Raw genomic sequence first — 21,977 nt, forward strand, 5'->3', positions numbered from 1 at the left:
TAAGATCGAGAGGTTGACTGTGGCGGGTGAAGCGGAGTTTTTTATGTAAGGTACTATAGAGATGGATTCTAGAAAGCAATTGGTATGACTCCAATATCTAATGGTCAGTCAGCTATTGTTCGTACTGAGCGTGGGCTAACAATCTCCGGAACACGCATTACTTTGTACGACGTGATGGATCATCTCGCAATGGGAAGACCACCACAACTCATCTTGAACTGGCTCCCATTGACGGAAGAGCAACTTGATTCAGCGTTAATCTACATCGAGAGAAATCGCGCTGAAGTGGAATCTGAGTATCAAGAAATTTTAAAAACAGCGGAGGAAGTCCAACAATATTGGGAAGAAAGGAATCGAGAACGCTTTGCTCGTATTGCTGCTACTTTGCCTAAAGTTGGTCGAGAAACTCTATGGGAAAAGCTCCAGGCGCAGAAAGCTAGACACGCAGCGGAGTTATGAATTTTCTGATTGACTATAACCTTCAGAAGTATGCCGCTATTCTTTTGGGGAGGATTGCAAATGATGGTTGGCTTGATCTAATTCCGATTCGTTTTACATTTTTTAATGATATTGATTTGCCAACAGATAGCGATGATCGAGTTGTATGGAGGCTATCTCAGGAGAACCGAATGATTCTCCTGACTGCGAACCGGAACATGAAAGGGGAAAACTCATTGGAGCAAGTTCTTCGTGAAAATAACACGATTGATTCCTTGCCAGTCATCACTATCGGAAACCTTGACCGCTTTAGTAAAGAAGGCAGCTACCGTAGCCGATGTGCTGATCGCATTATTGATATTGTGCTTAACATTGAGGATTACATAGGAGCCGGACGTATTTTCATCCCATAATTAATCAAATTGGGTATTAGTCAATCACCGCCATATTTGTGGAAGATGCGGATAAGTTCTATCAGAAATTAGGATTCAAGATTCACCCCAACCAAGAGCATACGACCCATCATCTATAATTGGGTGAGATAGAATATCTCCCTTGAGCTTACACTTGCTGAAACAATGTATTGTCAGCAGAATTTATTATTTGTCTAAGTTCTTGGAGTTTTTTATCTACCGCACCACTAGTTAATAATTCTGCTGCTTTAGCTATACCCGATCGCATATCCAAACAAATACCACTACGCCAAAGATAAAAACCACCATTCCACAAGGCGGTTTGCAGTAATTCACTGGGTTTACCACTTAAAACTTCCTGGATTTGCGTTAGTAATTCTTCAGTAGTTCCTAAAGGTACATTTTTAGTAATAAAGCCGTAATCATGGGGTGAGAGCAGCAACCGTTCTATTCCTTGGGGTGCTTGAGATAAAGCAATAATTGCAGTGCGATCGCGGGGTAAATCGCAACTACCTTCTAATCCCTTCACGAAGGTAAATTTTGTCACTCCCCGCAACCCCAAAGCGACTTGGAACATACTTTCTGTAGGAGGATGGACAAATCCAGAAATAATATGAGCTTCCCCAGCATAAGGACACCAAATTAATTCCATCGTTGCAAAAGGCGGACGCTTGCCAAGTTGATCGCGGTATTCCCAAATTGCTTGAGTTAAGGGAAAATGCTGAGGTGTATAAACAAAGCCAATTCCTGTTTGCTCAAATACTTGTTGAGTTTTTGTCAGTGGTAAATTAGTCCAATCAACGCCTAATTTCTGCCAAATATCTATCAAGGGTAAACCGTACTTTGTTGGTAGGCGATCGCCGCCATGCATAACTACTGGTTGTCCAGCTGCGGCTAGAAGTAAAGCCGTGACTGGAGCAATTGGTGCAGTACGCGTTCTGCCATCGTAGGGTATACCTAAAATTATCACTGGACGCGCAGAAGAAACTGGTTGCAGTTTTGGCCCTAATTCATCGTAGGCATCCAGCATTCCGGCTAACTCTTCCCCCGTGGGACGCTTAATGCGGTGGGCAATTAAAAATGCCCCAATTTGGGCTGGAGTTGCTTCACCCAACAGCATCATTTGAGTAGCTGTGGCAGCTTCAGCACGAGTTAAATTTTCTCCTGTGTGGTTTCCACTGCCTACCTTTTTTAGTAACTCCCTGAATACATTGCTCATAAAAATTAATAACCAACAGTCCCAAAATTGACTGTGGAATTTTGATTAATCATAAGCTAATCGTCATTTAAATTGCATCATGTTAATGGTAATGAAAGCTGCAAACCCTCTCCCTTGCCCCCTGCTCCCGGTCACTGAGCGTACTTGTGCTGAGCGTAGTCGAAGTAGCCGAAGTGCTGCCCCCCTGCGGCCTCAATGTACAAATTAAATGCTTAACAGCTTATCTTTAGGAAACCGATCGCTGCTGCTGAAATTGCGGTGGAATATTTTCCTTTACAAGTTGCCAAAAGTGTTGAATAGGAGGAATCTGAAGCCGATCTTGAGTTGTCACCATAACCACCCGACGAGTCAAGCTAGAATTATCAGGTGTAGCAGCTAGAGGACGAACCGCCAAAGTGGGATCATGACGTGCTTCGATTAATGCTGAATGAGGTAGTAAGGCTACTAATTCACCTTGGCGTACCACTCCCCGAAAAGCATCTAGAGTATTTACTTCTAAAGCTGCTTGGAGTGTAGCTTCCAGCCGCTCAAACTTGTCTTGTACTAAGCGTTGCATTCCATAACCATCTTTAAAAACCACTTGCGAATAACGAACTAATTCTGACCAAGGAATATGATCATATTGGGCTAGGGGATGGTTAGCTGCGGTTAGAACTTCTATCGGTTCATCATAAAGGACTTCTACCACCATTTCTCTGCTAGTGGTTAAAAAGCGATTATTCATCACAATTGCTAAATCCACCAATCCATCCTTGAGGACTTTTAAGGCGCGATCGCTACCTAAAGATGTAATTCGTAATTGTACATCTGGATAATCATGACAAAATTTTTGCAACACTGGCGGTAAGTGAGAAGCACACAAAGAGTGAATCGCGGCAATACACAATTCTGGTTGCTTGCCAGCAATTAAATCTGTTAATTCTTGTGTAGCAGTTTCCCACTCTTGGCAAATTTTGTGGACACGAGGTAGCAAACATTCTCCTGCCAGTGTCAATTTAGCATGACTGGTTCGGTGAAAGAGTTCTACCCCCACATCGGCTTCTAATGATTGGATTTGGCGACTGATAGTCGATTGGGTAACGTGACATTTTTGGGCTGCTTTTTGGAAGCTGCCAGTGTCCGCGATCGCTAGAAAGGCTTGCAACTGCTCTAGTCGCATGTTTATGTAGCCTGAATTACATTTATGGCTTTTATTAAGTTAACGGTTGTGTAAATACAATTTGGTAGGATTTGATACAAGTTTTTTAGAAATTGGGCATTAGGCATAAGAGGCAGTGTTTCGACTACGCTCAACAACCGGGGCAGGGTGCGGGGTGCAAGGGGGATGAAGAAAAATTACCTCTTTCTCCCTCCTGCTCCCTGCCCCCTGCTCCTTTTCCTCTGCTTTAATCACTGAGCGTAGTCGAAGTGCTGCTCCCCTGCTTCTTTCCTAGCCTCTAGTCCCTAGCCCCTAGCCCCTAGTCCCTTTGTCAATATCTAATTTTTCCCATTTGGTCGTTGAATAATTGTCTCTACGACCCGTCGCTTGGCTTTGGGATCAATCCCGACTAAGCGGACGTATTCGCCGCTATATTCAGCTAGATGTGATTCTAAAGTAGAAACAGCATCAGATTCGGCATCGATATGAATAGTACCGCAACTAGCCCACGAGCCTGTGCGGAAGCGGCGTTCATCTATGTGTTCAAAGGTAATTTTATAGCCTTGAGCTAAGATTTGCCGGATTTGTTCTTGTGTTTCTAGAGTAACGTGGGTACTAGAAGTTTTTTGTTGATGCGATCCATTAGTTGACGGTTTACTAACTGGTGTGGCAATAGGAGTAGGTGGTACTGGCTGATAATTTTTGCCGCGATTCAGACGATTATATTCATCAACTAATTGGGAAGTTTCCACCCGTTGTTGTTCACCAACCATTAATTTACCAGCTTCGATTAGGTGAGATAGGCTGAAATCTGGCTTTTTAAATGCTGGTGGCCCTTCTTGGCTATTCACTACACGCAAGGATACGCGCTCAAAGCCTGTTTGATGAATAAAATCGCGGATTTGTTCATCATAAATGCGCGATCGCAAAGCGCTAAAAAAGTCAACTGACTGATTGACAAAAGTATCAACTAGCTGTTCTATTTCCCGTTGTGAAAGTCCATCTGATTCAAAAATTCCCTTCACAATCCCCACCTTGTCATCTCGGTCGGGTTGCCAATAAAATTTCTCCATCCGACCATCACGAATTAACGGGGCATAGAGGGTGGAAAAATCATTACCTGTAACAATAATTGGTACACGATGTAAAGGGGTTGAGTCGTAGCTTCCAGGTAGCTGTACATCTGTAGGATTATCAGCAATATTCATCAGTGTGGCATTCACCAACTGCGTGTTTACAGTATATTGAGTACCTTCATCAAAGCGTCCTGCACCTGCATCTAAATCGTTAATCATCAACACACACATTTTGCCGCGCACTTTGATAAGTTCCGCTGTTTCGCGATAGCGCAGACGAATTAAACGTGCTGGATCTCCTGCATCTGGACTTTCTAATTCACCACCAGATATGTGAGTAACTTCAATACCCATCCTCTCGAAGACTAATTCACATTGAAAAGATTTTCCCTCGCCTTTACGCCCATGAATCCCCAAAATCAAGGGAACTCGCACACCAGGAAGATTTAAAAAATTTTTGGTGATATGAACAGCAAGTTTGTCTAAAAAGCGAGGAGCAATATAGTAACCCATGAAATTATTATTTAGCTAGCACTGCTTAAGACAATGTTAAGTTTTTTTTGGTTACTAGTGTTTATTTATCTTTTAGTAGAAAATACCTGCCATGACTTGACTATGCATACAGGTAGTCAATATCCTCTACTCTTATATCTAATAGTGATGCTGTCATGCTTTTAAAATGCAGCATTTATGATCGCACTTGCAGAATGTGGGATTAAAGTATATTTTTCTAGTTCCCAATTCCTAGGACGATTACCTTGAGTTGATTGATCCTAATTCTCCTTATTCACCTGAACATTGTGTATTGAGAGGAGTGTTGAAGATTGCAGTATTGCGCTATCGCTATTTAGCAAAGCCTAATTTAGGGTACACTTGTACTATAAAGAGACTGAAAAATTAGGCTGGATAAATTTGTCCTAACAAATTAGACCAGAGTGGTAGAATCAGGAATTAATGCAATGTGGCATCAAGACTTGACATACTCTAGGGATGAATTTAGTAACAAGTTGACCATTGACATTGATGGCCCATATTTTCCACTTGAGAAATTTCAGAAAGTTATAGAAAACTTTCAAGGTATATTGTCCGAGTTGGATCGAACAATATCTGGAACAGGTAAGCCAGGTATTGAATGGTCTATTTCATCTATTAGCAGCGCAAGTATTCATTTAACAGCAGAGGCTAACCTAATAAGTGATGAGATTGAACATAATAGAGCATCACAAATTATAACCACATTTGTAAGAGGGTTAGAAATTCTTCAAGAAAAACCTGAGCGTCCCACATTGTTTAACAACAGAGCGTTGTCAAATGCTAGAGCATTTAGTGAAATGCTAGACCCCGAAAATTTTGCTGAAATTGAATTTAGGTCTGACTTTGGAAGAATTCAGGTTACTAGTAGCATCTCTTCTCATGTCGATGAAATTATTCAAGATTATCACACCTCTTATGGCTCAATAGAAGGGCAATTGGTTTCTATTAGTCTGGCTAATCAACAATCTTTAGGTATTCGCGACTTTCTAGATAATAAAATTATTAGATGCTATTTCCCAGACCACATTTTTGAAATAGCCAAAGATGCTTTAGGTAAGAGGGTGTACGTTTTTGGAAAAATTCGACAACGAACACATGGCCCAAAAGTCAATATTACAGTTGAAGAGCTAAAGGTTTTACCAGACTCTAGCGAATTGCCTAGCCTGATGGATATTTTCCACAACATAAGGGGTGAAAGTTGACGAAGCAACGACACTACTGTGATTCATGTGTTTTCTTGGGCTTTCTTAATAACGAGTCCGATAAAATTTATGAATGCAAAACAATACTTCAGGCGGCAGAAGAAGGAGTAATAGAGCTTGTTACGTCAGCTTTTACGATGGCTGAGGTGATAAAGATTAAGGGAGAAGCCGAATTAGACGAAAGCAAGGAACACATAATAGACCAATTATTTAAACAAACATGGATTAAGGTTGCTAACTTTGAGCGTGAAATGGCTCAAATATGTAGACATCTTGTCTGGACTTATAATTTAAAACCATTCGACGCATTACACCTTGCTACTGCCATAAGGTTAAAAGCAGATTTTTTTAATACAACAGACCAATCTCTCATCAAAAAGCTGCCTAGTCAGGTTGGGTATCTTGCTGATTATCCTGGAGCAATAATTCAAAGACCTCATGTTCAAGGTTACACTCCACGGTTATTTTGAGAGTAGTGATCCTATGGAGGGTCATAGGAATATTTCAAGCCAAATAGACTAAAATTATTGAGAATGGTGTTAAGAAGCTTGATTCGGACGCTCAATTCAGTTGCAATTACAGAATGCAGAATAGAGGTTAAATACCTGAAAGTATTGCTATATCCGGGTTATGGAAAATACCAAGATTCTTTAAATTACCTGCGGAATGTAGGAAACAAGGCTCCAATTCTTTCTCCCCCTGCTCCCTGCTCCCTGCCTTGTCTCAACGATAATTACTTACGCCGACCTACTTATTTCAGACAAAACAATACTTACAACACTTAAAAAATAAGGTAGAGCCAAAAAGCTAGAAATCCTTTTTCTCCCTACTTCCTACTCCCCACTCCAATCTCCCCAATCGTTAATTACAGAAAATAGTGATGAATAGTCATCATTTCCAAATGACATTTTCATCGCTGTATGCAGAATTTGCCGTATGGCTTCAATACTACTAAGATCTAAACCAAGAGATTTCGCTTCCGTGATAAACAAGTCTGTATCTTTGAGCAAATGTTTTGTCGGGAAATTAGGGTTGGTGTAATTACCACCCATCATACGTTGTAGTTTTTTGTCAAATGTAGGTGCATACAGTGAACTATCACGCAGGACTTGCATAAATAAATCTATATCAACTCCCTGACGCTGAATGAAAGCCAAACTCAGAGCAAAGCTAGTTGTTAAAGAAGCAATGAGTTGATTAAGAGCTAATTTTAATGCAGCAGCAGTTCCTACTGACCCTACAAGTAAAGGTTCAGAACCAAAATTTTGGAGTAATTCTAAGTGGCGTTGGTATTGTTCTGGTTTTGCACCCACCATCACAATTAATTTGCCAGTTTTCGCTTCTGGAATGCTGCCCAATACAGGCGCTTCTATATACTCACCACCACCGCCAACTACTGCATCTCTAATGTCTTGGCTTTCTGTGGGAGTAATAGTTCCCATTTGAATAATTGTCCGTCCTTCTAAAGTTCGCCAAGAAGTATCTGAAAGCAAAACATGATAAATTGCAGCGGCATTAGTGAGCATCATAATAATGCACTCAGCAGCACGAATTGCATGGCGGGGATGTGTGACAACTTCTGCGCCAGCTGCTTGCAGTGGTGCTAATTTTTCTGGGGTGCGGTTATAAGCAACTACCTCGATGTTTGCTGCTAACAACCTTTGAGCCATTGGTAATCCCATGAGTCCAGTTCCCAGAAATGCCACCTTCATTGTTCACGTTCCTTTGGTACAGCGTAGGCGAAGTCTATCTTAGATATCGCGTTTCTATTGTTCGATTGTCAGTTGCTAAATGAAGTCGAGATTTTTCAAGTTAAAATCTCAACTTCTCTATTCCCTGCTATAACTCTAGCGATTAACCACCTGCGGCGAAAGTCACCATAATCACAACTGAAAGTAAAATACCGGGGGTAAGTAGTGTAAGTAGTAATAAAAGTTCGTGAGCTGTCATCGTGATTATTTTCCTAATGTCTTTAACTGCACAGTAATCAATGTCATGCTAATCCATATCAGATAGATACAGCATTGTTAAATAGAGTTTTAACTTTTTACACTTACTTTTACTCTGGCAAAATTAATCCTTTGAGCAATTGAGAATTTTCTTTTTCATCAAGTCCTTTGCTTTGAACTAAAACTCCAAAACCACCTATTCCCATAGGGTCTAGCAGCTGGTGTAGTGATTCCCGCCGCCGCAGCAACTCGGAGATAGGTAGTTTTTGGTGCGAGATGGCAGCAATTCGTTCGCCTAAACCCAAAGCCATCAAAAATAAACCCTGCTGCGTAAACCCGACTTTTTTCAAACCGTATTCCTTACCCGATCGCTCTAAAGCTGTAAAGTCAACATGGGCGGTGATGTCTTGCTGACCGATGTTGATATAAGGGTTATTGTGGTAACGATGGCGATAGTAGCATTGTAGCGTTCCTTGCGATCGCCTGGGATTATAATAACGGCTGGCAGGATAGCCATAATCTATTGTTAGCACATACCCTCTATGCAAGCGGTCTGCTACTATACCCAACCAATCAAGAGCAGCTAAATTAATTTCACTACGATAGCCATCTGCATAAACACTTTGAGACAAATCAATGCCTACTACATCCAAATATTGTGTTAGTTGCGGTGTAGATGATTCCCCTGTCACTTCCACAAACCTGGGAACAGAAGCAGAAGCAGAAAATACTTCTTGTGTTGTCACATAAATTTCTTGCAGTTTCCCCGCTTCTAAAATAAATTGATGCACTGGCAACGCATCCACTAATTCATTAGAAAAAAAGCAGCCAGTAATTGAATTAGTTGGTATCTCCTCTAAATTGCACCAACGTACAGGAAAATCTGGCAAGCGTTGCTGTTGTTCTTGCCTTAATGCCGGGGATTTTTCTACAATCAGATACTCCAGCGCAGCTAAAAAATCTGGGTAGTGCAGTTTCAGGCATTCTAGGATATGTAACGCCAGTAGTCCTTGCCCTGCTCCCATTTCTACCAGAGAAAAAGGTACAGGTTGCCCTAAAATCTCCCACATTTGGACAAATTGTACTGCGAGTAATTCGCCAAAGTCACCGCCAAGGCTAGAAGAGGTGAAAAAATCACCGTCCTTAAACCCGATATTGACTGCATTACTGGAATAGTAGCCGTGTTCAGGGTGATATAGCGCCATGTCCATGTATTCAGCAAAAGTAATTCGCCTTTGAGGACTGGCTGCAATGCGATTAGTTATGGCTGCACACAGCGCGGGATTAGAATCCATTTAAAAATTTTAAAGCTTAACTTTTTAGGATATTAGAATTTGTTGCCAAAGTTTGTGCTGCTGTTTGCATCAGTTCTATAAAGTGACAATATTCACACAAATATTTTGCCCTTTTACGGACATTTAAACTAACAAAATTATTGTAACCACAATTAAGCAGCAAGTTTAGCGTTGATAAAACTGAAGATTTTTAAGGCAATTTTTAGCGCGATCGCTACTTAAACTAGGGGCTAAGGAATATTATTTCCTTGTTTACTGGTATCAGTCAATTTACCTTCGATGTCTGATAGTTGCACTGCACCAGAGAAGTTTGGACTATTCATTACAAAAAAAGGTGTGCCAGCGATTCCCAATTTTTGAGCTAGTTGGATATCTTGATCAATAGCAGCATTGGCAATTAGGCGATCGCTCTTAAATTTTTCTAAATCTAAATTGAGTTTTTTAGCAATATCTAAATACAAAACTTCACCAAGTTGCTTTTGATTTGTAAACAACGCATCTTGATATTCCCAGAACTTACTTTGTTGATTGGCAGCCCAAGCAGCCTGGGCTGCTGGCATTGCTTCAGCATGAATTGGTAAGGGAAAATGTTTATAAACCAATTTCAAATCATTTTGATGTGTTGCTAGCAACTGCTTGAGTGTTTTATGTGCCTCAGCGCAATAGGGACATTGAAAATCAGAAAATTCTACCAGTACAGTTTTTGCTTGAGGCGAACCAGCAACAGGAGAATTACCAATTACTGCTTGCGAATTAGTTTTGAAATTTTGTAAAAATGCTTGTCGTGCTTGCTTTAATTTATCTTGCTGTTGCTGCTGATATGTTTGAACAGATTCGATTAATACCTCTGGGTGTTCGCGGATAATTTGTAAGACTTGCTGTTCTAATTTGGGATTAATTTGGTTAGCGGCTTGTGCAGGAAGCGACCAAGTTAATAGCAAACAAACTAAACTTAGTATGATCCAGGTACGTAGGTATTGCAATAATTGACGCATAGCAAAATACTTGATCAATTCAGTATTTTCTTAGTATTGCCTGATTATGTGTAAAAGCGATCGCACTTGAAAAATAAATTCCATGAAAAGGGGCTAGCAAAGAAGCAAGGGAGTAGGGAGCAGAGGAAGCAGAGGAAGACAGGGAAACAAGGAGACATTTGTTTCCCCAATTCTTCTTTATCCCCCTTGCACCCTGCACCCTGCCCCGGTTGTTGAGCGTAGTCGAAACACTGCCTCTTATGCCCCATGCCTAAATTTCTAAGATTCTCGTCCCGATGCCCAGGTATCACGCCACTTGACTGTACCTTCTTTAGCGATTACCCAGCGGCGGTTGACAAGATTTTCCCGCAGGGGCGATCGCCCTTCTCGCCACATGGCATACTTGTAACTAATCAGTTTGCCAGTACTCTCGTTAAAGGGAATCTCGGCAAACCAAGTATTGGTGTTAATGTACTCTAAAGGATAAGCCTTGCTGATATCCCAGTTACCTAGTTCTGGACAATCTCCAGTTACAACAATAGTTTCCCCTGGTTGAGTTTGTACACCGTTGAGTTGTGCGCGCACAATTGTCTCTGCTTTAATTCTTTCGCCAACGTGACTAAAAACAATTACCCCACGTTCTTCGAGTAAGAAATCATAAATCTTGCCGTCTTTGACTTCGTATTTATTCCGAGTCACTACACAAGTATGTTCGCCATCAGGTAATTCTGTTTCTACTTCTGGTAAAGTGACTTCTCCTCCCCGGTTAAGGGCTACAAAACATAGAGATTCACGATAACGGCGTACGTAACAGTAAATGTCGGGGGTGAGATATTTTAACCAATGGCTACCCATTGATACAGCAGGATTCAATCGTCGTAACCCAGACAGTAGCCTAACATAACGATAAATTTCAGTATCGGTATCCCAATTTTCCATCATCGGGCGGTTATATGGATCGTTACCGCCATCGGTATCGTCATGCAGATATTGTTCTGTACCATAATAGATGCAGGGAATACCACGAGATGTCATAATCAAGGCGATCGCTACCCTCAGCATGGCTGGGTCAGGATTTAGCGATTGAAAGCGGGGCATATCGTGGTTATCGATGAAGGTAACTAACTCCGTCGCCCCACTGTAGCGATAATCGTGATCAAAGATATATTGAATTGTTTGAAATCCGTTTTCTGAACCTTGGCCTAGTGCTGCCCTAATGGCCACGCATAGTCCAAAGTCTAACATAGTCATGCCCGAATGATTGGCAAATTCAATCGAGCGATCGTCACTAGGATTACTGTAAATCCATTCACCAAAAATAAACACATCTGGCTTGTGATTACTCATATCGCCAGTAAATTCTTGCCAAAACCAGATAGGCATGTGCTTGACAGTATCTACCCGCAATGCATCAACGCCCCGGTCTAGCCATTGTTTGATTGCTGATTTGATATATTCACGATATTCAGTATTATTTTCATTAAAAGTTGCTAGACCTGCTAATTCACAGTTCTGCACTTGCCATTCATCCTCCCAATTTTGCACTTCCCCATAATGGTGATACCAATTATTCACATCATTATTGAAGTCAGCAATTTTGACACCATCATCATACAATTCACCTTTACTACCGCTAGTGTCAGGGGTGCTGTGGTTACAGACAATATCCAACACCAGCTTCATATTCCGCTTGTGTAGTTCTGCAACTAAGCGATCAAAGGTTGTATTTTTTGCTTCTTGAGTGTTATTTAAAGAAGGATCTTCGCCCTCTGCAATATAGCGAGGATTTATCCGTTTAAAATCTTTTGTCCAATAACCGTGGATGGCTGCATTACCGACAAATAATTCTTCAACTTGCTCAAATAATGGAGTTAACCAAACAGCGGTTACTCCCATATTTTTGAGATAATCTAATTTATCGATCACACCTTGCAAATCACCTCCCCAGTACTTACCCCAATCTTGTCCAGTGGGATCGTATAGTTCTGAGTTAGAACCTTCACTATTATCTGGATCACCATCATAAAAACGGTCAACCACTAAAAAATAGAGTGTTTCTTGACGAAATTCAATATCTCTGGTGTAAAGAAACTCTAGGTCTATTTCAGCATCAGATGGCGGCGTTTGTATTAAAGCTTCTACTTCTGTTTTGGCAGAATCTACTTTGTATTGATCTGGCGAAAACTGGGATGGAGGCGTGTTAACCATAAAAAATGTACAGTTTCATGCAGTTTATGTTTGCAGAGGCGTAAACATAGCGTTTTGAAATGTTATGTGCATTAGCAAACTAAGGTATTATGCCATCCTTCTTTTGGTATAAGTATCTATCGTTGGCTAGTTTATTGTTACACCTCAAGACCTTAACGGGTGACAACATAGCTATATAGCTTGTTGAATAAGGAATAGAGTATGAAAACCACGTTGAAAATAAAGGCGTTTATAAGGTTTGAGATCCATTAACCTCAAATTATTGCCACATCTCATCTTGAGCCACCTTATCAACCGTTAAGATTAGTGTCTGGCGATCGCTTATACTCAATTGTGGTGTTCGTCTTGTAAAAGTGATGACAAAACCAATTCGTATTCTTTTGCAGACTACGATTCCTACGACTGAAGATGACTGGAACATTTCTCGTTTTTCGATGTTACAAGATTACCTAGCATCTATCAAAGACGAAGCGGGAAATTCGTTATTTGAAGTGACAGGACGCGATTACGCAACAAATGCCCAGGGTAGTGATCCAGTTTTAAGTACCCTTGACAAATCAGATTTTGATCAACTTTGGCTATTTGCTTTAGATGTCGGTGATGGTTTAACGCCTAAGGATATCGCTGGCATTAATGCATTTCGGCAGCGTGGTGGCGGTATTTTAACAGCCCGTGACCACCAGGATATGGGCTGTTCTATGTGCGATTTAGTTGATATTGGTAATGTCCACTATTTCAACACTAAAAATCCCGATCCTGATGACTCTCGCTGCTGTCGAGATGATCCTTATACAACTTATATTTCCTGGCCTAACTATCATTCTGGAGCCAACGGCGACTATCAAAAAATTACCATTATTGAACCCGTTCATGAACTTTTGAAAAAGCCCAATTCATCTACTGGAGTGATCAATTTTTTTCCATCACATCCTCATGAAGGCGGTATTGGAGTGACTTTGGGTAATCCAAACGCGAAAGTAATTGCAATGGGTAAAAGCTTAGTTACAGGTCGTGATTTTAATCTTGTAGTAGCAATAGAACATTATCAAGATGCACAAGGCAACATGCTAGGACGTGCAATAGCAAACTCCAGTTTCCATCATTTAGTAGACTACAACTGGGATATTGAAAAAGGCTGTCCTACTTTTGTAGATGAAGCTCCAGGAGACGGCATGAGAAAAGAGCCACAAGCTTTAAAAGATATCCAAACTTATGTCAGGAATACTGCCTTTTGGTTAGCGAATTGAAATTAGTATTAATGTGAGTTCGACGATTGGAAAAAACTCCGCTTCCATTGTTTTCAACGCCAGTTGCCTGGGTCGCAAACCCTTCCCAAAGTTGCTCCACTTGGTGAGGCAGCCCGCAGAAAGTTGTTCCAACAAAGAGGAGTTGGGGTGAGGTTCATCGAACTCACGTTCAATAAAAGGGAAAAAGGCGATCGCCCATAATAATCTTGTCATTAATCATGAAAGTTTAACCTTCTAGACCGATGTGGAAGTAAAGACTTTCAAGATTAACTTAGAGCAGCCTTTGAAAAATTTGTAATCCAACCTTTGAACGCTTCTATGCAAAACCTGTCCTTGGTATTAGTACCTGTACTCGCTGCACAGAAAGCAGCAGGTGACGGTTTAATTAAACCTCTCGGTCATCATGAACTACTATTGGTACTGGTACAACTGTCGTTATTGCTGCTTGTAGCGCGGGGATTAGGTGAGGTGATGCGCCGAATTAACCTACCGCCTGTTGTTGGAGAATTACTGGCAGGTGTGGTGCTTGGCCCTTCTCTATTTGGTTTGCTCTTTCCAGATTTACAAACGCAGATCTTTCCCAAAAACCAAGAACAGTCTGATTTACTTTCAGTAATTTCTTGGTTGGGTGTGTTATTTTTACTGATTGTGACTGGGTTGGAGACGGATTTAAAGCTGATTTTGCGTAAGGGTAAAACGGCTCTGCTAATTTCACTGGGCGGAATTATTATCCCGTTTATCACCGGATTTGGACTAGGCTGGTTATTGCCAAATAGTTTTTTAGCAGATCCGGCAAAAAGATTGGTTTTTAGCTTATTTATAGCTACAGCAATGAGCATTTCAGCAGTACCAGTAATTGCTAAGGTGCTGATGGATTTGAACCTGATTCGCCGTGATATTGGTCAAGTCACCTTGGCGGCTGGCATGACCGACGATACCATTGGATGGATTTTACTCTCTGTGGTTTCAGGTCTAGCTAGTAGCGGCAAATTTGACTTTGGTACAGTTTTCCATTCTGTGAGCGCAGCTATATTATTTCTAGCGATCGCATTCACAATTGGGCGTACCATCGTAGACCAGATTTTGCGCTGGGTCGATGACTACGTTGGTGGAATCACCGCTAGTATGTCGGTTGTACTGATTCTTTCGCTTTCAGCAGCAGCCCTTACCCACGAATTAGGTCTGGAAGCAGCGTTAGGTGCTTTTGTGCTGGGGATTCTGGCAGGTCAATCCCGCCGTTTTAGCAATGAAGCTGGACATTTGCTAGAAGTATTCACAGCAAGCTTTCTAGCGCCAATTTTTTTTGCTACTGCGGGCTTGAAAGTTAACTTGCTAACTTTGTTAGTTCCTCAAACGTTGATATTTGGCTTAATTGTTCTTGCTGTTGCCTGTTTTGGCAAGTTTACAGGTGCTTACCTTGGTTCTCGCGTGGGTGGCTTGAGTCATTGGGAAGGTTTGGCAATGGGTTCGGGGATGAATGCGCGCGGGGCAATGGAAATTGTCGTGGCCACGATTGGTTTATCTTTGGGAGTGCTAAATCCCCAGATGTACTCGATTATTGTCATGGTAGCGATCGTCACTTCCTTACTAGCTCCACCCCTTCTGCGCTGGTCTTTGTCGAAGGTAGTTATGGGTGAAGAGGAAGCTCGACGTTTGGAACAAGAACAGCAGGATAGCCGTAGCTTTATCAAGCAGATTCAGCGTGTCTTAATACCAACTAGTGGTGGCCCCAACATCCAACTTGCGGCGCAGCTAGTCGGCCACATGGCTCATCAAAACTCCATAGAAGTCACAGCTCTATATGCTCTTAGTGATAAGCAACCTCAAAGCAAAGTACGGCGGACGGCAACCCAAGTCAAAGATACAGCTGCTGAGCAAGCTCTGACTTCTGTAACTGAGGAAATGCAGCTACCTACTGATACTACCCTGCAAACAAAAACGGAGTCTGGACGTAGTAAAGTGGAGGTAATTGTGAATGAAGCGAACAAAAACTACGACTTGATTGTACTGGGAGCTTCCGAGCAGACACGCGGCCAGAAAGCATTATTCAATTTGCTTGTTGACCGAGTAGTACAAGAAGCGCCTTGTGCAACGATGGTGGTAAAGTCACACCTACCCCAAGCCAAAGGCGAGACAAGTAAAATCCCTCAACAACAGTTGAACAAGATTCTCGTGCCAACAGTCGGGACAGAATATAGCAAAAATGCTGTAGAGATGGCAAGTACGATCGCTGCTCAAACAGGGGCATTAGTGATGCTCGTTAACGTGATTAATTTACCACAAGTTGAATATATTCTTTACGAACAGCGATCGCTAGCTCCTGTGAAGGAAATTGCTCATGATCTGCTTGAACAGCAAGCAGCAATTGGCCGCAATCTCAATGCTGATGTTAAAACCTACGTTCTTCAAGGAACCAGCCCAGAAAGGGAAATCCTCAAGTTTGCCCAAACCCAGGAAGTTAACCTAATTATTTTAGGAAGTAATATCCGAATGGTTACGGGTCGCGTTTTCTTCGGTCATAGAGTAGATGCAATTTTGAGTAAAGCACATTGCCCAGTGGCAGTTATTACTACAGCGGCGCAGTCATTATATTAGGGACAATTGATATGATTAACTAAAGTCCCTGAATCATAATTCAAGCTAGTTTATGTAATCAAAAGCATGTACTAGGCAAAAATCCTAATTTCAAGTGAGTTAGTGTTATTGCAGCAGGTTAGTCAGCACTGTGCTTTTTCTTGTGACTTGTTTGTTAAAAGACATTACTTTTTTTCATAACTTTATCCCCCAAAAATGCATCATCATCAAAATTAAGAATCCTTAATAGGATACCCTATTAAGGATTTATTGCAGCTAGCAAAAAGTGTTCACAACCCTAACTATTCCTTAAAAATCATCAAGGAACTGACTTAAGCGGCTGATAACGGGGTCAACCTCTTCTTGTGGTGAAGCTGAATAAGTAGTATTCAACACTTCTACAGCTGGTGCTGATGTCGTTGGAGGCTGATTGATGGAACGTTCACTAACCATAAGTGCTAAATGCGCCATTTGTTGCGTCAGTTGCAAAATATGGCGTTCCATCGCCTCCAAACGATTCGGATTAGATCCCTTCGCAAAAAAACGTTCCTCTAGGTCAGCCATTTGACGTTGCAGTTCATCGATTTTTTGCTCAACCGATTCTGGTGCTGCTGTCGGTCTTGGACTAGGTTTTACAGATTCCGGTACACATAAAGATTGCCATAATGCTTCTTTACAGAGGTCGCTAAAAGTTTTGTCAGGTTGTTGCTCCAAATGGCTTTCTACAACCGCTAACAAACTTTCATCAGCAACCCCAGGATTGAATGTGACCGATTTAACTACCTTTTTTGACCATTGGAACATCAGTTTTAAGCCCTAGAGGAGCGACTGGAAGACAATTGTGCCTCTCCATAAATATACTGCCCCAAAGCATTTGCTTGCCGGGAAGGTGCGGATAAATGGGCATTAATTTGAGCTTCTTTAAGTAAACGTTGAACGTCTTCCCAGAAGAACTCACCACCGCCTCCAGTGATGATCACATCAGTAACCCGTTCTGGCAACCAAGCTAGAACGCGACTACAGATTTCTCTAGAAAACATTTCTATCAGATTAGGGAGAAAATCATCAAGATTGGCGGGCTTGCTAGCACCTTTAGGACGGTAGAAGCGTTCGCCCTTGGGTTTGTTGACAGCAGAAATCAATGCTAAAGATTGACTATCTGCTCCATCTATTTCGGCGGATACTAGTTCATAAAACTTGTTCATACCGAAGTCTTCACTCTTAGAAGCACCTCGTGCAAAGCGGAAGTTATCCACCATTAACAAATCGATGGTTTGATGGCCGATATCCACAATTGCCACCGATATTTTTGTAAAATCGGGAACTGTGCCTCCTTTTTTGGGTTGAGCTTCAGACCACAGAAGACTACCATAGCCTTCTGGCATTACCCAAACCTTATTCACATTCAAAGATACAGATTCGCCTCTGAAGTTCAACATGTGAGGGCCAGTCACTTGGCTAATTAGTTGTGCTTTTTCCTTTTCAAATTGCTCTAAAGAAAGGAAAGGTAAACCCAGTACGACCGAAATCTCATCTTTAAGTTTAAAGTAGCCTGCACTTGCCAACACTTTAACTAGTGCATCTTCTACCTTCGATTGACCGACTCCTAGATTTGCGCCAAAGTCTGCTGCTAGTTGACCAACAGCATAACCATTGCCTTGATACTCTAACCACAAATCCATTAAAGGATCAGTCGCGCGGGCTTCAAAAACACCCCCGCGTACCTGTTCGATGGACATTTTCTTGACGTTGGCAGGTACGAACACCACATTGTTTGGTTCGCGAGTGACACAAGTTTTTGTGGAAGTTCTGCCTAAATCAACACTGAGAATGGCTTTGCTTGAACCGCTACTTGGCTGCTTAATACCAGTAGCATTGATTGGGGTAGACGCTGATACTCTATTTAGGGGTATTGCAGCGGCATTCATTGGGGTAGCGGCGGAAGGTTGGTCTGTCATGAAAACTCCTAGTCCTTGCTTAAACTGTAAAAAATTATCCTACTCATCTTCCAAACATGCGAGATACCAGAAATTCTAGGTTCCGTCAAGTGTAACTACAAATACGCCAAATTAAATTTAGGCGATACCTTTCGGTAAGCTTTGCCAACGCAAACTGAGCATTATTTGGCATAGTGTAGGCGAATTTTAACCAGATGTAACCCCCACTTTCACATAAAAAGCGGTTGCTTTTTAGCTTCTGGTGTTTTTCCGCTGACGCTTGAGTACCCAGCCAAAACATGCCAGAACCAGAATCCCAAGCATGATTTTAGATACAGGAGCAAGGTACTTGTCCACAAGTTCATACTGACTACCCAATACGTATCCTGAGTATGTTAGCAAACCTACCCAAACAGCGCTACCCAAGGCTGTATAAAATAGGAACGACAGCAAGTTCATATTGCTGAGTCCTGCGGGTACAGAAATCAAAGTGCGGACTCCCGGTACAAGGCGACCAATTAAAACTGCTTTTTTGCCTTGTTTGTAAAACCAGCGCTTTGCCTTGGTAATATCTTCACTGGATATAGCTAGCCAATTACCGTACTTGTCAACTAAAGTTTTCAAGCGTTTTTCGCTCAAAAACTTACCTGGATAGTACCATATTAGTGCGCCTACTACAGAACCTAAAAGTCCAGCAAAAAATACACCAAAGATATTGAGCTTGTCTGGGGTTGTTCTAGCTGTGAATCCTGCCAGTGGCATAATCAACTCTGAAGGAATGGGCGGAAAAACGTTCTCTAAGAACATTAACAGCGCAATTCCCCAATAACCTAGAGAGTTAATAGTATTAATTATCCATTCGAGCATCAACTTAAAAGTTAATTATCTTTACTCGCTATAAGTCAAAATAGGGGGCATGGGGCATTGGGCATGGGGCATGGGGCATAGGTTATTTTCTCCCTCTGCTTCCCCTGCCTCCCCTGCTCCCCTGCTCCCTGCTCCCCTGCTTTCTTAAACGGTCGGAGTTAATGATTGCACTCTCGGCTCAGATTGCCATTCTAATGGGTTCCAAACCCGATCTTCCAAAGCCATCTGCTCAATTAAACTTGCTAATCTGAGAGCTTTAAGAGCTTGTTCACCACCTACGGAAGGTTGGTTGCCACCATGTACACAATTGACAAAATGCTCTAATTCTGCACTTAGGGGTTGAATGTTAGTTGTGTAGACTTTCTCAATCAAACCATCCTGCCTGTAAAGTACTTGTCGGTGGTCAGTTGAGTTAGCATTTATTTGTCTATGAATCAAAATTTCATTCTTGAGAAAATCTGCTTCGGTAAATGAGTTTTTGCAATGGGCAACAATGCGACGAATTTTTTGGTGAGTGACTTTGCTAGCAGTCAGAGTAGCAACAATGCCGTTGGCAAATCCTAAAGTAGCAGTCACATAATCCAAATAACCAGAGTCCAAGGTGCGAGTACCGCTAGCTGTCAACTTCACTACTGGAGAAGCAGCCAATTCTAGCAGCAAGTCAATGTCGTGGATCATTAAATCCAGCACAACCGAAACATCATTTGCTCTATCTGAATAAGGACTCATCCGGTGAGCCTCTAAGGCCAGTAATTCTTCAGTTTTTAGAACTTTACTCAGTTCCCTAAATGCGGGATTGAAGCGTTCAATGTGACCTACTTGCAGGATGCACTGAGATTCGGCTGCGGCATTTACGAGCGATTCTGCCTCAGAAATACTTGCAGCAATCGGCTTTTCAATCAAAACATGAATCCCTGCTAATAGACAGTTGATACCCACTGCATAATGCAAACGGGTAGGAACAGCTACGCAAACTGCTTCCACATGAGGTAGCAGGTCACAGTAATCTTCAAAAAAACGTACTTTGTATTTGCTGGCTGTTTCCAAGCCACGTTCGACATTGATATCTGCTACGCCGACTAGTTCAACATCTTTCATTGAACTCAGTACGCGGGTATGATGTTGCCCCATGTTTCCCACTCCGATTACGCCTATGCGAATCGGTCGTGGTTGATTGCGCTGTGTATATGAATTTGGTTCTGCCACTGACATGCTATTTTGCACTATTGTTCTCTCCTCAACCACCAAATTTAGAGACGCTACGGCCGTTGGCGTTTATACTGAACAGCCAGTTACGATCCGTCTAAAACCATCCAGATGGTAACATAGAGGCTCTCTTTATGAAGAATTTCAAAGTTTGCGATCAGTTCCCGTAATCTGGCTATTTTTTGTATATTCAATTCTCTGATTGATCAGTTGTTTGCTATTTACATAAAATCACATGTGTCTTTTTATTAACTTTTTTAACTAAGTAAAACCTAAGTGAAAACTCTCACAAGACATGTGGGCAATTAATTACCGGGATCAATATTCAATTAATGCCGTTGAAAACTAACATTTTTTTTGTCAGTAAAATTACAAAAAAACTAAAAGGTGTTACTGAGAGAGTTGTATGAAAAAAAGATATATTGGAAATTGCCACCGCTGAAATACTCAAATAATTTTTGCATAATTATCTGCAATACTGAACAACTTGCCCTATTTTTATTCTCTAAGATCTTGCTATAGAATGTTTCATTTAATCATAAAGGCACAGTAAAACCACCATAACCAACAAAGATTGAGTAAGTGTAGTTGAGTAATCGGAAGTCCAAAGTTTGAAATTGAGATGAAAGCTGTAATTCTGTTGTCTGGTGGATTAGACTCTTCCACGGTTTTGTACCAAGCTAAAGCTGATGGTTGTGAGTGTCACTCTATTTGCTTTGATTATCAGCAACGACACCGACGAGAGTTACAGTCAGCGGTGTTAGTCGCTAACAAAGCTGGGGTAATCCAACATCAGGTAGTTAATTTTGACTTACGGCAATGGGGTGGTTCAGCACTGACAGATGACAAAATTGCCTTACCCCAAGAGCGCTCTTTAGATGAGATGTCTCAAAATATTCCCATAACTTATGTACCTGCACGCAATACTATATTTTTAAGCTTTGCTTTGGGCTATGCTGAGGCGATCGCTGCTGAACGGGTTTATATCGGTGTTAATGCCTTAGATTACTCAGGATATCCTGATTGTCGTCCTGATTATATCCAAGCAATGCAAGAAGTTTTCCGCCTGGGATCTAAACAAGGACGCGAAGGGAAACCAATTAGCATTGTTACACCCTTAATTAATCTCAAAAAAACCGAAATTATCCAACTTGGCAACCAATTGGGAGTTCCTTGGCAGTTAACTTGGTCTTGCTATGCTGGTGGTGATACTGCTTGCGGTGTATGTGATTCTTGCCAATTGCGGCTAGCTGCTTTTGCCGAATTGGGATTAAAAGATCCACTACCTTATGCAAAAAATAGTCCCTCAGACTGAAGTCTGGGGCTATACAAATAAAATAGCCAAGCTAGTGCATTGGTTAAAAGAATCAGGGGAGCAGGGAGCAGGGAGTAATACCATTTCACTTTAAAGTTGATACATTTGGGCAAGCAGGGGAAGCAGCACTTCGGCTACGCTCAGTGACCGGAGGCAGGGGGAGAGAGTGGGACGGAGCTTGTACTTTCCTCCAGTCAAGCGCCCTAAAAGAGCGTGGCTTCTCCCATGAGCGTCTGCCGAAAGGCAATACCTGACTTGTTCGCGTAGTGTCTCCCTTTGGAATAAGCAACTGGCGCGTGATTTCTAATCGCCCGGTGTTTCTACATAATTACCTTTTGACGATAATTTTAGGCGTTTGAAATGGGTACTCTATTGAAGCCTACCT

At 41.7% G+C, this 21,977-nt stretch carries 19 protein-coding genes; 7 read left to right on the top strand and 12 right to left on the bottom strand.

The window, feature by feature from the left end; all coding sequences use genetic code 11:
* Positions 1–84 precede the first annotated feature (84 nt).
* A complete protein-coding gene (locus tag QI031_RS05815; protein ID WP_281484252.1) occupies positions 85–459 on the top strand; it encodes a DUF433 domain-containing protein in 375 nt (124 codons plus the stop codon).
* A complete protein-coding gene (locus QI031_RS05820) occupies positions 456–851 on the top strand; it encodes an ACP S-malonyltransferase (protein ID WP_281484253.1) in 396 nt (131 codons plus the stop codon). The genes QI031_RS05815 and QI031_RS05820 overlap by 4 nt, the downstream gene beginning before the upstream one ends.
* A gap of 148 nt (positions 852–999) precedes the next feature.
* Here QI031_RS05820 and QI031_RS05825 read toward each other — a convergent pair whose 3' ends face one another.
* The 3 genes from QI031_RS05825 to QI031_RS05835 form a co-directional block, all read right to left on the bottom strand.
* Positions 1,000–2,070: an anthranilate phosphoribosyltransferase family protein gene (locus QI031_RS05825; protein ID WP_281484254.1), complete on the bottom strand. Its 1,071-nt coding sequence runs from the start codon at positions 2,068–2,070 to the stop codon at positions 1,000–1,002.
* Positions 2,071–2,296: 226 nt separating this feature from the next.
* Positions 2,297–3,229, bottom strand: coding sequence for a LysR family transcriptional regulator (locus QI031_RS05830; protein ID WP_281484255.1), 933 nt, complete (start codon positions 3,227–3,229; stop codon positions 2,297–2,299).
* Between the two features lie 317 nt (positions 3,230–3,546).
* The gene (locus QI031_RS05835) at positions 3,547–4,797 is read right to left on the bottom strand and encodes a RuBisCO small subunit-like domain-containing protein (protein WP_281484256.1); all 1,251 of its coding nucleotides are present in this window, start codon (positions 4,795–4,797) and stop codon (positions 3,547–3,549) included.
* A 446-nt stretch (positions 4,798–5,243) separates the two neighbouring features.
* On the opposite strand from QI031_RS05835, the gene QI031_RS05840 reads away from it, so the two are divergent.
* Positions 5,244–6,020 carry an OB-fold nucleic acid binding domain-containing protein gene (locus QI031_RS05840; protein ID WP_281484257.1) on the top strand — a complete coding sequence of 259 codons (777 nt, stop codon included), beginning with the start codon at positions 5,244–5,246 and terminating at the stop codon, positions 6,018–6,020.
* Positions 6,017–6,490, top strand: a complete 474-nt coding sequence (locus tag QI031_RS05845) for a type II toxin-antitoxin system VapC family toxin (protein ID WP_281484258.1) — start codon at positions 6,017–6,019, stop codon at positions 6,488–6,490. Before QI031_RS05840 ends, QI031_RS05845 begins: the two co-directional genes overlap by 4 nt.
* A 363-nt stretch (positions 6,491–6,853) precedes the next feature.
* Here QI031_RS05845 and QI031_RS05850 read toward each other — a convergent pair whose 3' ends face one another.
* From QI031_RS05850 to QI031_RS05865, 4 genes are all read right to left on the bottom strand, one after another.
* On the bottom strand, positions 6,854–7,732 hold the full coding sequence (locus QI031_RS05850; RefSeq protein ID WP_281484259.1) for an NAD(P)-dependent oxidoreductase: 879 nt from the start codon (positions 7,730–7,732) through the stop codon (positions 6,854–6,856).
* A gap of 347 nt (positions 7,733–8,079) precedes the next feature.
* A complete protein-coding gene (locus tag QI031_RS05855) occupies positions 8,080–9,264 on the bottom strand; it encodes a class I SAM-dependent methyltransferase (protein WP_281484260.1) in 1,185 nt (394 codons plus the stop codon).
* A gap of 230 nt (positions 9,265–9,494) precedes the next feature.
* On the bottom strand, positions 9,495–10,259 hold the full coding sequence (locus QI031_RS05860; RefSeq protein WP_281484261.1) for a DsbA family protein: 765 nt from the start codon (positions 10,257–10,259) through the stop codon (positions 9,495–9,497).
* A 258-nt stretch (positions 10,260–10,517) separates the two neighbouring features.
* Entirely contained in the window at positions 10,518–12,446 is a 1,929-nt protein-coding gene (locus QI031_RS05865) for an alpha-amylase family glycosyl hydrolase (protein WP_281484262.1), read from the bottom strand.
* A 356-nt stretch (positions 12,447–12,802) separates the two neighbouring features.
* On the opposite strand from QI031_RS05865, the gene QI031_RS05870 reads away from it, so the two are divergent.
* Positions 12,803–13,693, top strand: a complete 891-nt coding sequence (locus QI031_RS05870) for a hypothetical protein (protein WP_281484263.1) — start codon at positions 12,803–12,805, stop codon at positions 13,691–13,693.
* Here QI031_RS05870 and QI031_RS05875 read toward each other — a convergent pair.
* On the bottom strand, positions 13,682–13,906 hold the full coding sequence (locus QI031_RS05875; protein ID WP_281484264.1) for a PH domain-containing protein: 225 nt from the start codon (positions 13,904–13,906) through the stop codon (positions 13,682–13,684). The two genes, QI031_RS05870 and QI031_RS05875, sit on opposite strands and share 12 nt — an antisense overlap.
* A 105-nt stretch (positions 13,907–14,011) precedes the next feature.
* On the opposite strand from QI031_RS05875, the gene QI031_RS05880 reads away from it, so the two are divergent.
* Positions 14,012–16,288 (top strand): cation:proton antiporter domain-containing protein, encoded by a 2,277-nt coding sequence (locus QI031_RS05880; protein WP_281484265.1) that lies wholly within the window; start codon positions 14,012–14,014, stop codon positions 16,286–16,288.
* Positions 16,289–16,576: 288 nt separating this feature from the next.
* On the opposite strand, the gene fcmC is transcribed toward QI031_RS05880, so the two are convergent.
* The 4 genes from fcmC to QI031_RS05900 all read right to left on the bottom strand — a co-directional run bounded on the left by fcmC (position 16,577) and on the right by QI031_RS05900 (position 20,295).
* Positions 16,577–17,071 (bottom strand): filament morphology membrane protein FcmC, encoded by a 495-nt coding sequence (fcmC, locus tag QI031_RS05885; protein ID WP_281484266.1) that lies wholly within the window; start codon positions 17,069–17,071, stop codon positions 16,577–16,579.
* 5 nt (positions 17,072–17,076) lie between these two features.
* Positions 17,077–18,225 carry a filament morphology actin-like protein FcmB gene (gene fcmB / locus QI031_RS05890; RefSeq protein ID WP_281484267.1) on the bottom strand — a complete coding sequence of 383 codons (1,149 nt, stop codon included), beginning with the start codon at positions 18,223–18,225 and terminating at the stop codon, positions 17,077–17,079.
* A 231-nt stretch (positions 18,226–18,456) separates the two neighbouring features.
* Positions 18,457–19,071 carry a DedA family protein gene (locus tag QI031_RS05895; RefSeq protein WP_281484268.1) on the bottom strand — a complete coding sequence of 205 codons (615 nt, stop codon included), beginning with the start codon at positions 19,069–19,071 and terminating at the stop codon, positions 18,457–18,459.
* Positions 19,072–19,215: 144 nt separating this feature from the next.
* On the bottom strand, positions 19,216–20,295 hold the full coding sequence (locus QI031_RS05900) for a Gfo/Idh/MocA family oxidoreductase (RefSeq protein ID WP_281484269.1): 1,080 nt from the start codon (positions 20,293–20,295) through the stop codon (positions 19,216–19,218).
* Between the two features lie 604 nt (positions 20,296–20,899).
* Between QI031_RS05900 and queC the strand changes: the two genes are divergently transcribed.
* The gene (gene queC, locus QI031_RS05905) at positions 20,900–21,592 is read left to right on the top strand and encodes a 7-cyano-7-deazaguanine synthase QueC (RefSeq protein WP_281484270.1); all 693 of its coding nucleotides are present in this window, start codon (positions 20,900–20,902) and stop codon (positions 21,590–21,592) included.
* Positions 21,593–21,977: the final 385 nt, after the last annotated feature.

This window comes from Halotia branconii CENA392, assembly GCF_029953635.1.
GTDB lineage: Bacteria > Cyanobacteriota > Cyanobacteriia > Cyanobacteriales > Nostocaceae > Halotia > Halotia branconii.

Bases quoted from the DNA above. Each gene is read 5' to 3' on its own strand.
- QI031_RS05815 (WP_281484252.1), top strand. From the start codon at position 85: ATGACTCCAATATCTAATGGTCAGTCAGCTATTGTTCGTACTGAGCGT.
- QI031_RS05820 (WP_281484253.1), top strand. From the start codon at position 456: ATGAATTTTCTGATTGACTATAACCTTCAGAAGTATGCCGCTATTCTT.
- QI031_RS05825 (WP_281484254.1), bottom strand. From the start codon at position 2,070: ATGAGCAATGTATTCAGGGAGTTACTAAAAAAGGTAGGCAGTGGAAAC.
- QI031_RS05830 (WP_281484255.1), bottom strand. From the start codon at position 3,229: ATGCGACTAGAGCAGTTGCAAGCCTTTCTAGCGATCGCGGACACTGGC.
- QI031_RS05835 (WP_281484256.1), bottom strand. From the start codon at position 4,797: ATGGGTTACTATATTGCTCCTCGCTTTTTAGACAAACTTGCTGTTCAT.
- QI031_RS05840 (WP_281484257.1), top strand. From the start codon at position 5,244: ATGTGGCATCAAGACTTGACATACTCTAGGGATGAATTTAGTAACAAG.
- QI031_RS05850 (WP_281484259.1), bottom strand. From the start codon at position 7,732: ATGAAGGTGGCATTTCTGGGAACTGGACTCATGGGATTACCAATGGCT.
- QI031_RS05855 (WP_281484260.1), bottom strand. From the start codon at position 9,264: ATGGATTCTAATCCCGCGCTGTGTGCAGCCATAACTAATCGCATTGCA.
- QI031_RS05860 (WP_281484261.1), bottom strand. From the start codon at position 10,259: ATGCGTCAATTATTGCAATACCTACGTACCTGGATCATACTAAGTTTA.
- QI031_RS05865 (WP_281484262.1), bottom strand. From the start codon at position 12,446: ATGGTTAACACGCCTCCATCCCAGTTTTCGCCAGATCAATACAAAGTA.
- QI031_RS05870 (WP_281484263.1), top strand. From the start codon at position 12,803: ATGACAAAACCAATTCGTATTCTTTTGCAGACTACGATTCCTACGACT.
- QI031_RS05875 (WP_281484264.1), bottom strand. From the start codon at position 13,906: ATGACAAGATTATTATGGGCGATCGCCTTTTTCCCTTTTATTGAACGT.
- QI031_RS05880 (WP_281484265.1), top strand. From the start codon at position 14,012: ATGCAAAACCTGTCCTTGGTATTAGTACCTGTACTCGCTGCACAGAAA.
- fcmC (WP_281484266.1), bottom strand. From the start codon at position 17,071: ATGTTCCAATGGTCAAAAAAGGTAGTTAAATCGGTCACATTCAATCCT.
- fcmB (WP_281484267.1), bottom strand. From the start codon at position 18,225: ATGACAGACCAACCTTCCGCCGCTACCCCAATGAATGCCGCTGCAATA.
- QI031_RS05895 (WP_281484268.1), bottom strand. From the start codon at position 19,071: ATGCTCGAATGGATAATTAATACTATTAACTCTCTAGGTTATTGGGGA.
- queC (WP_281484270.1), top strand. From the start codon at position 20,900: ATGAAAGCTGTAATTCTGTTGTCTGGTGGATTAGACTCTTCCACGGTT.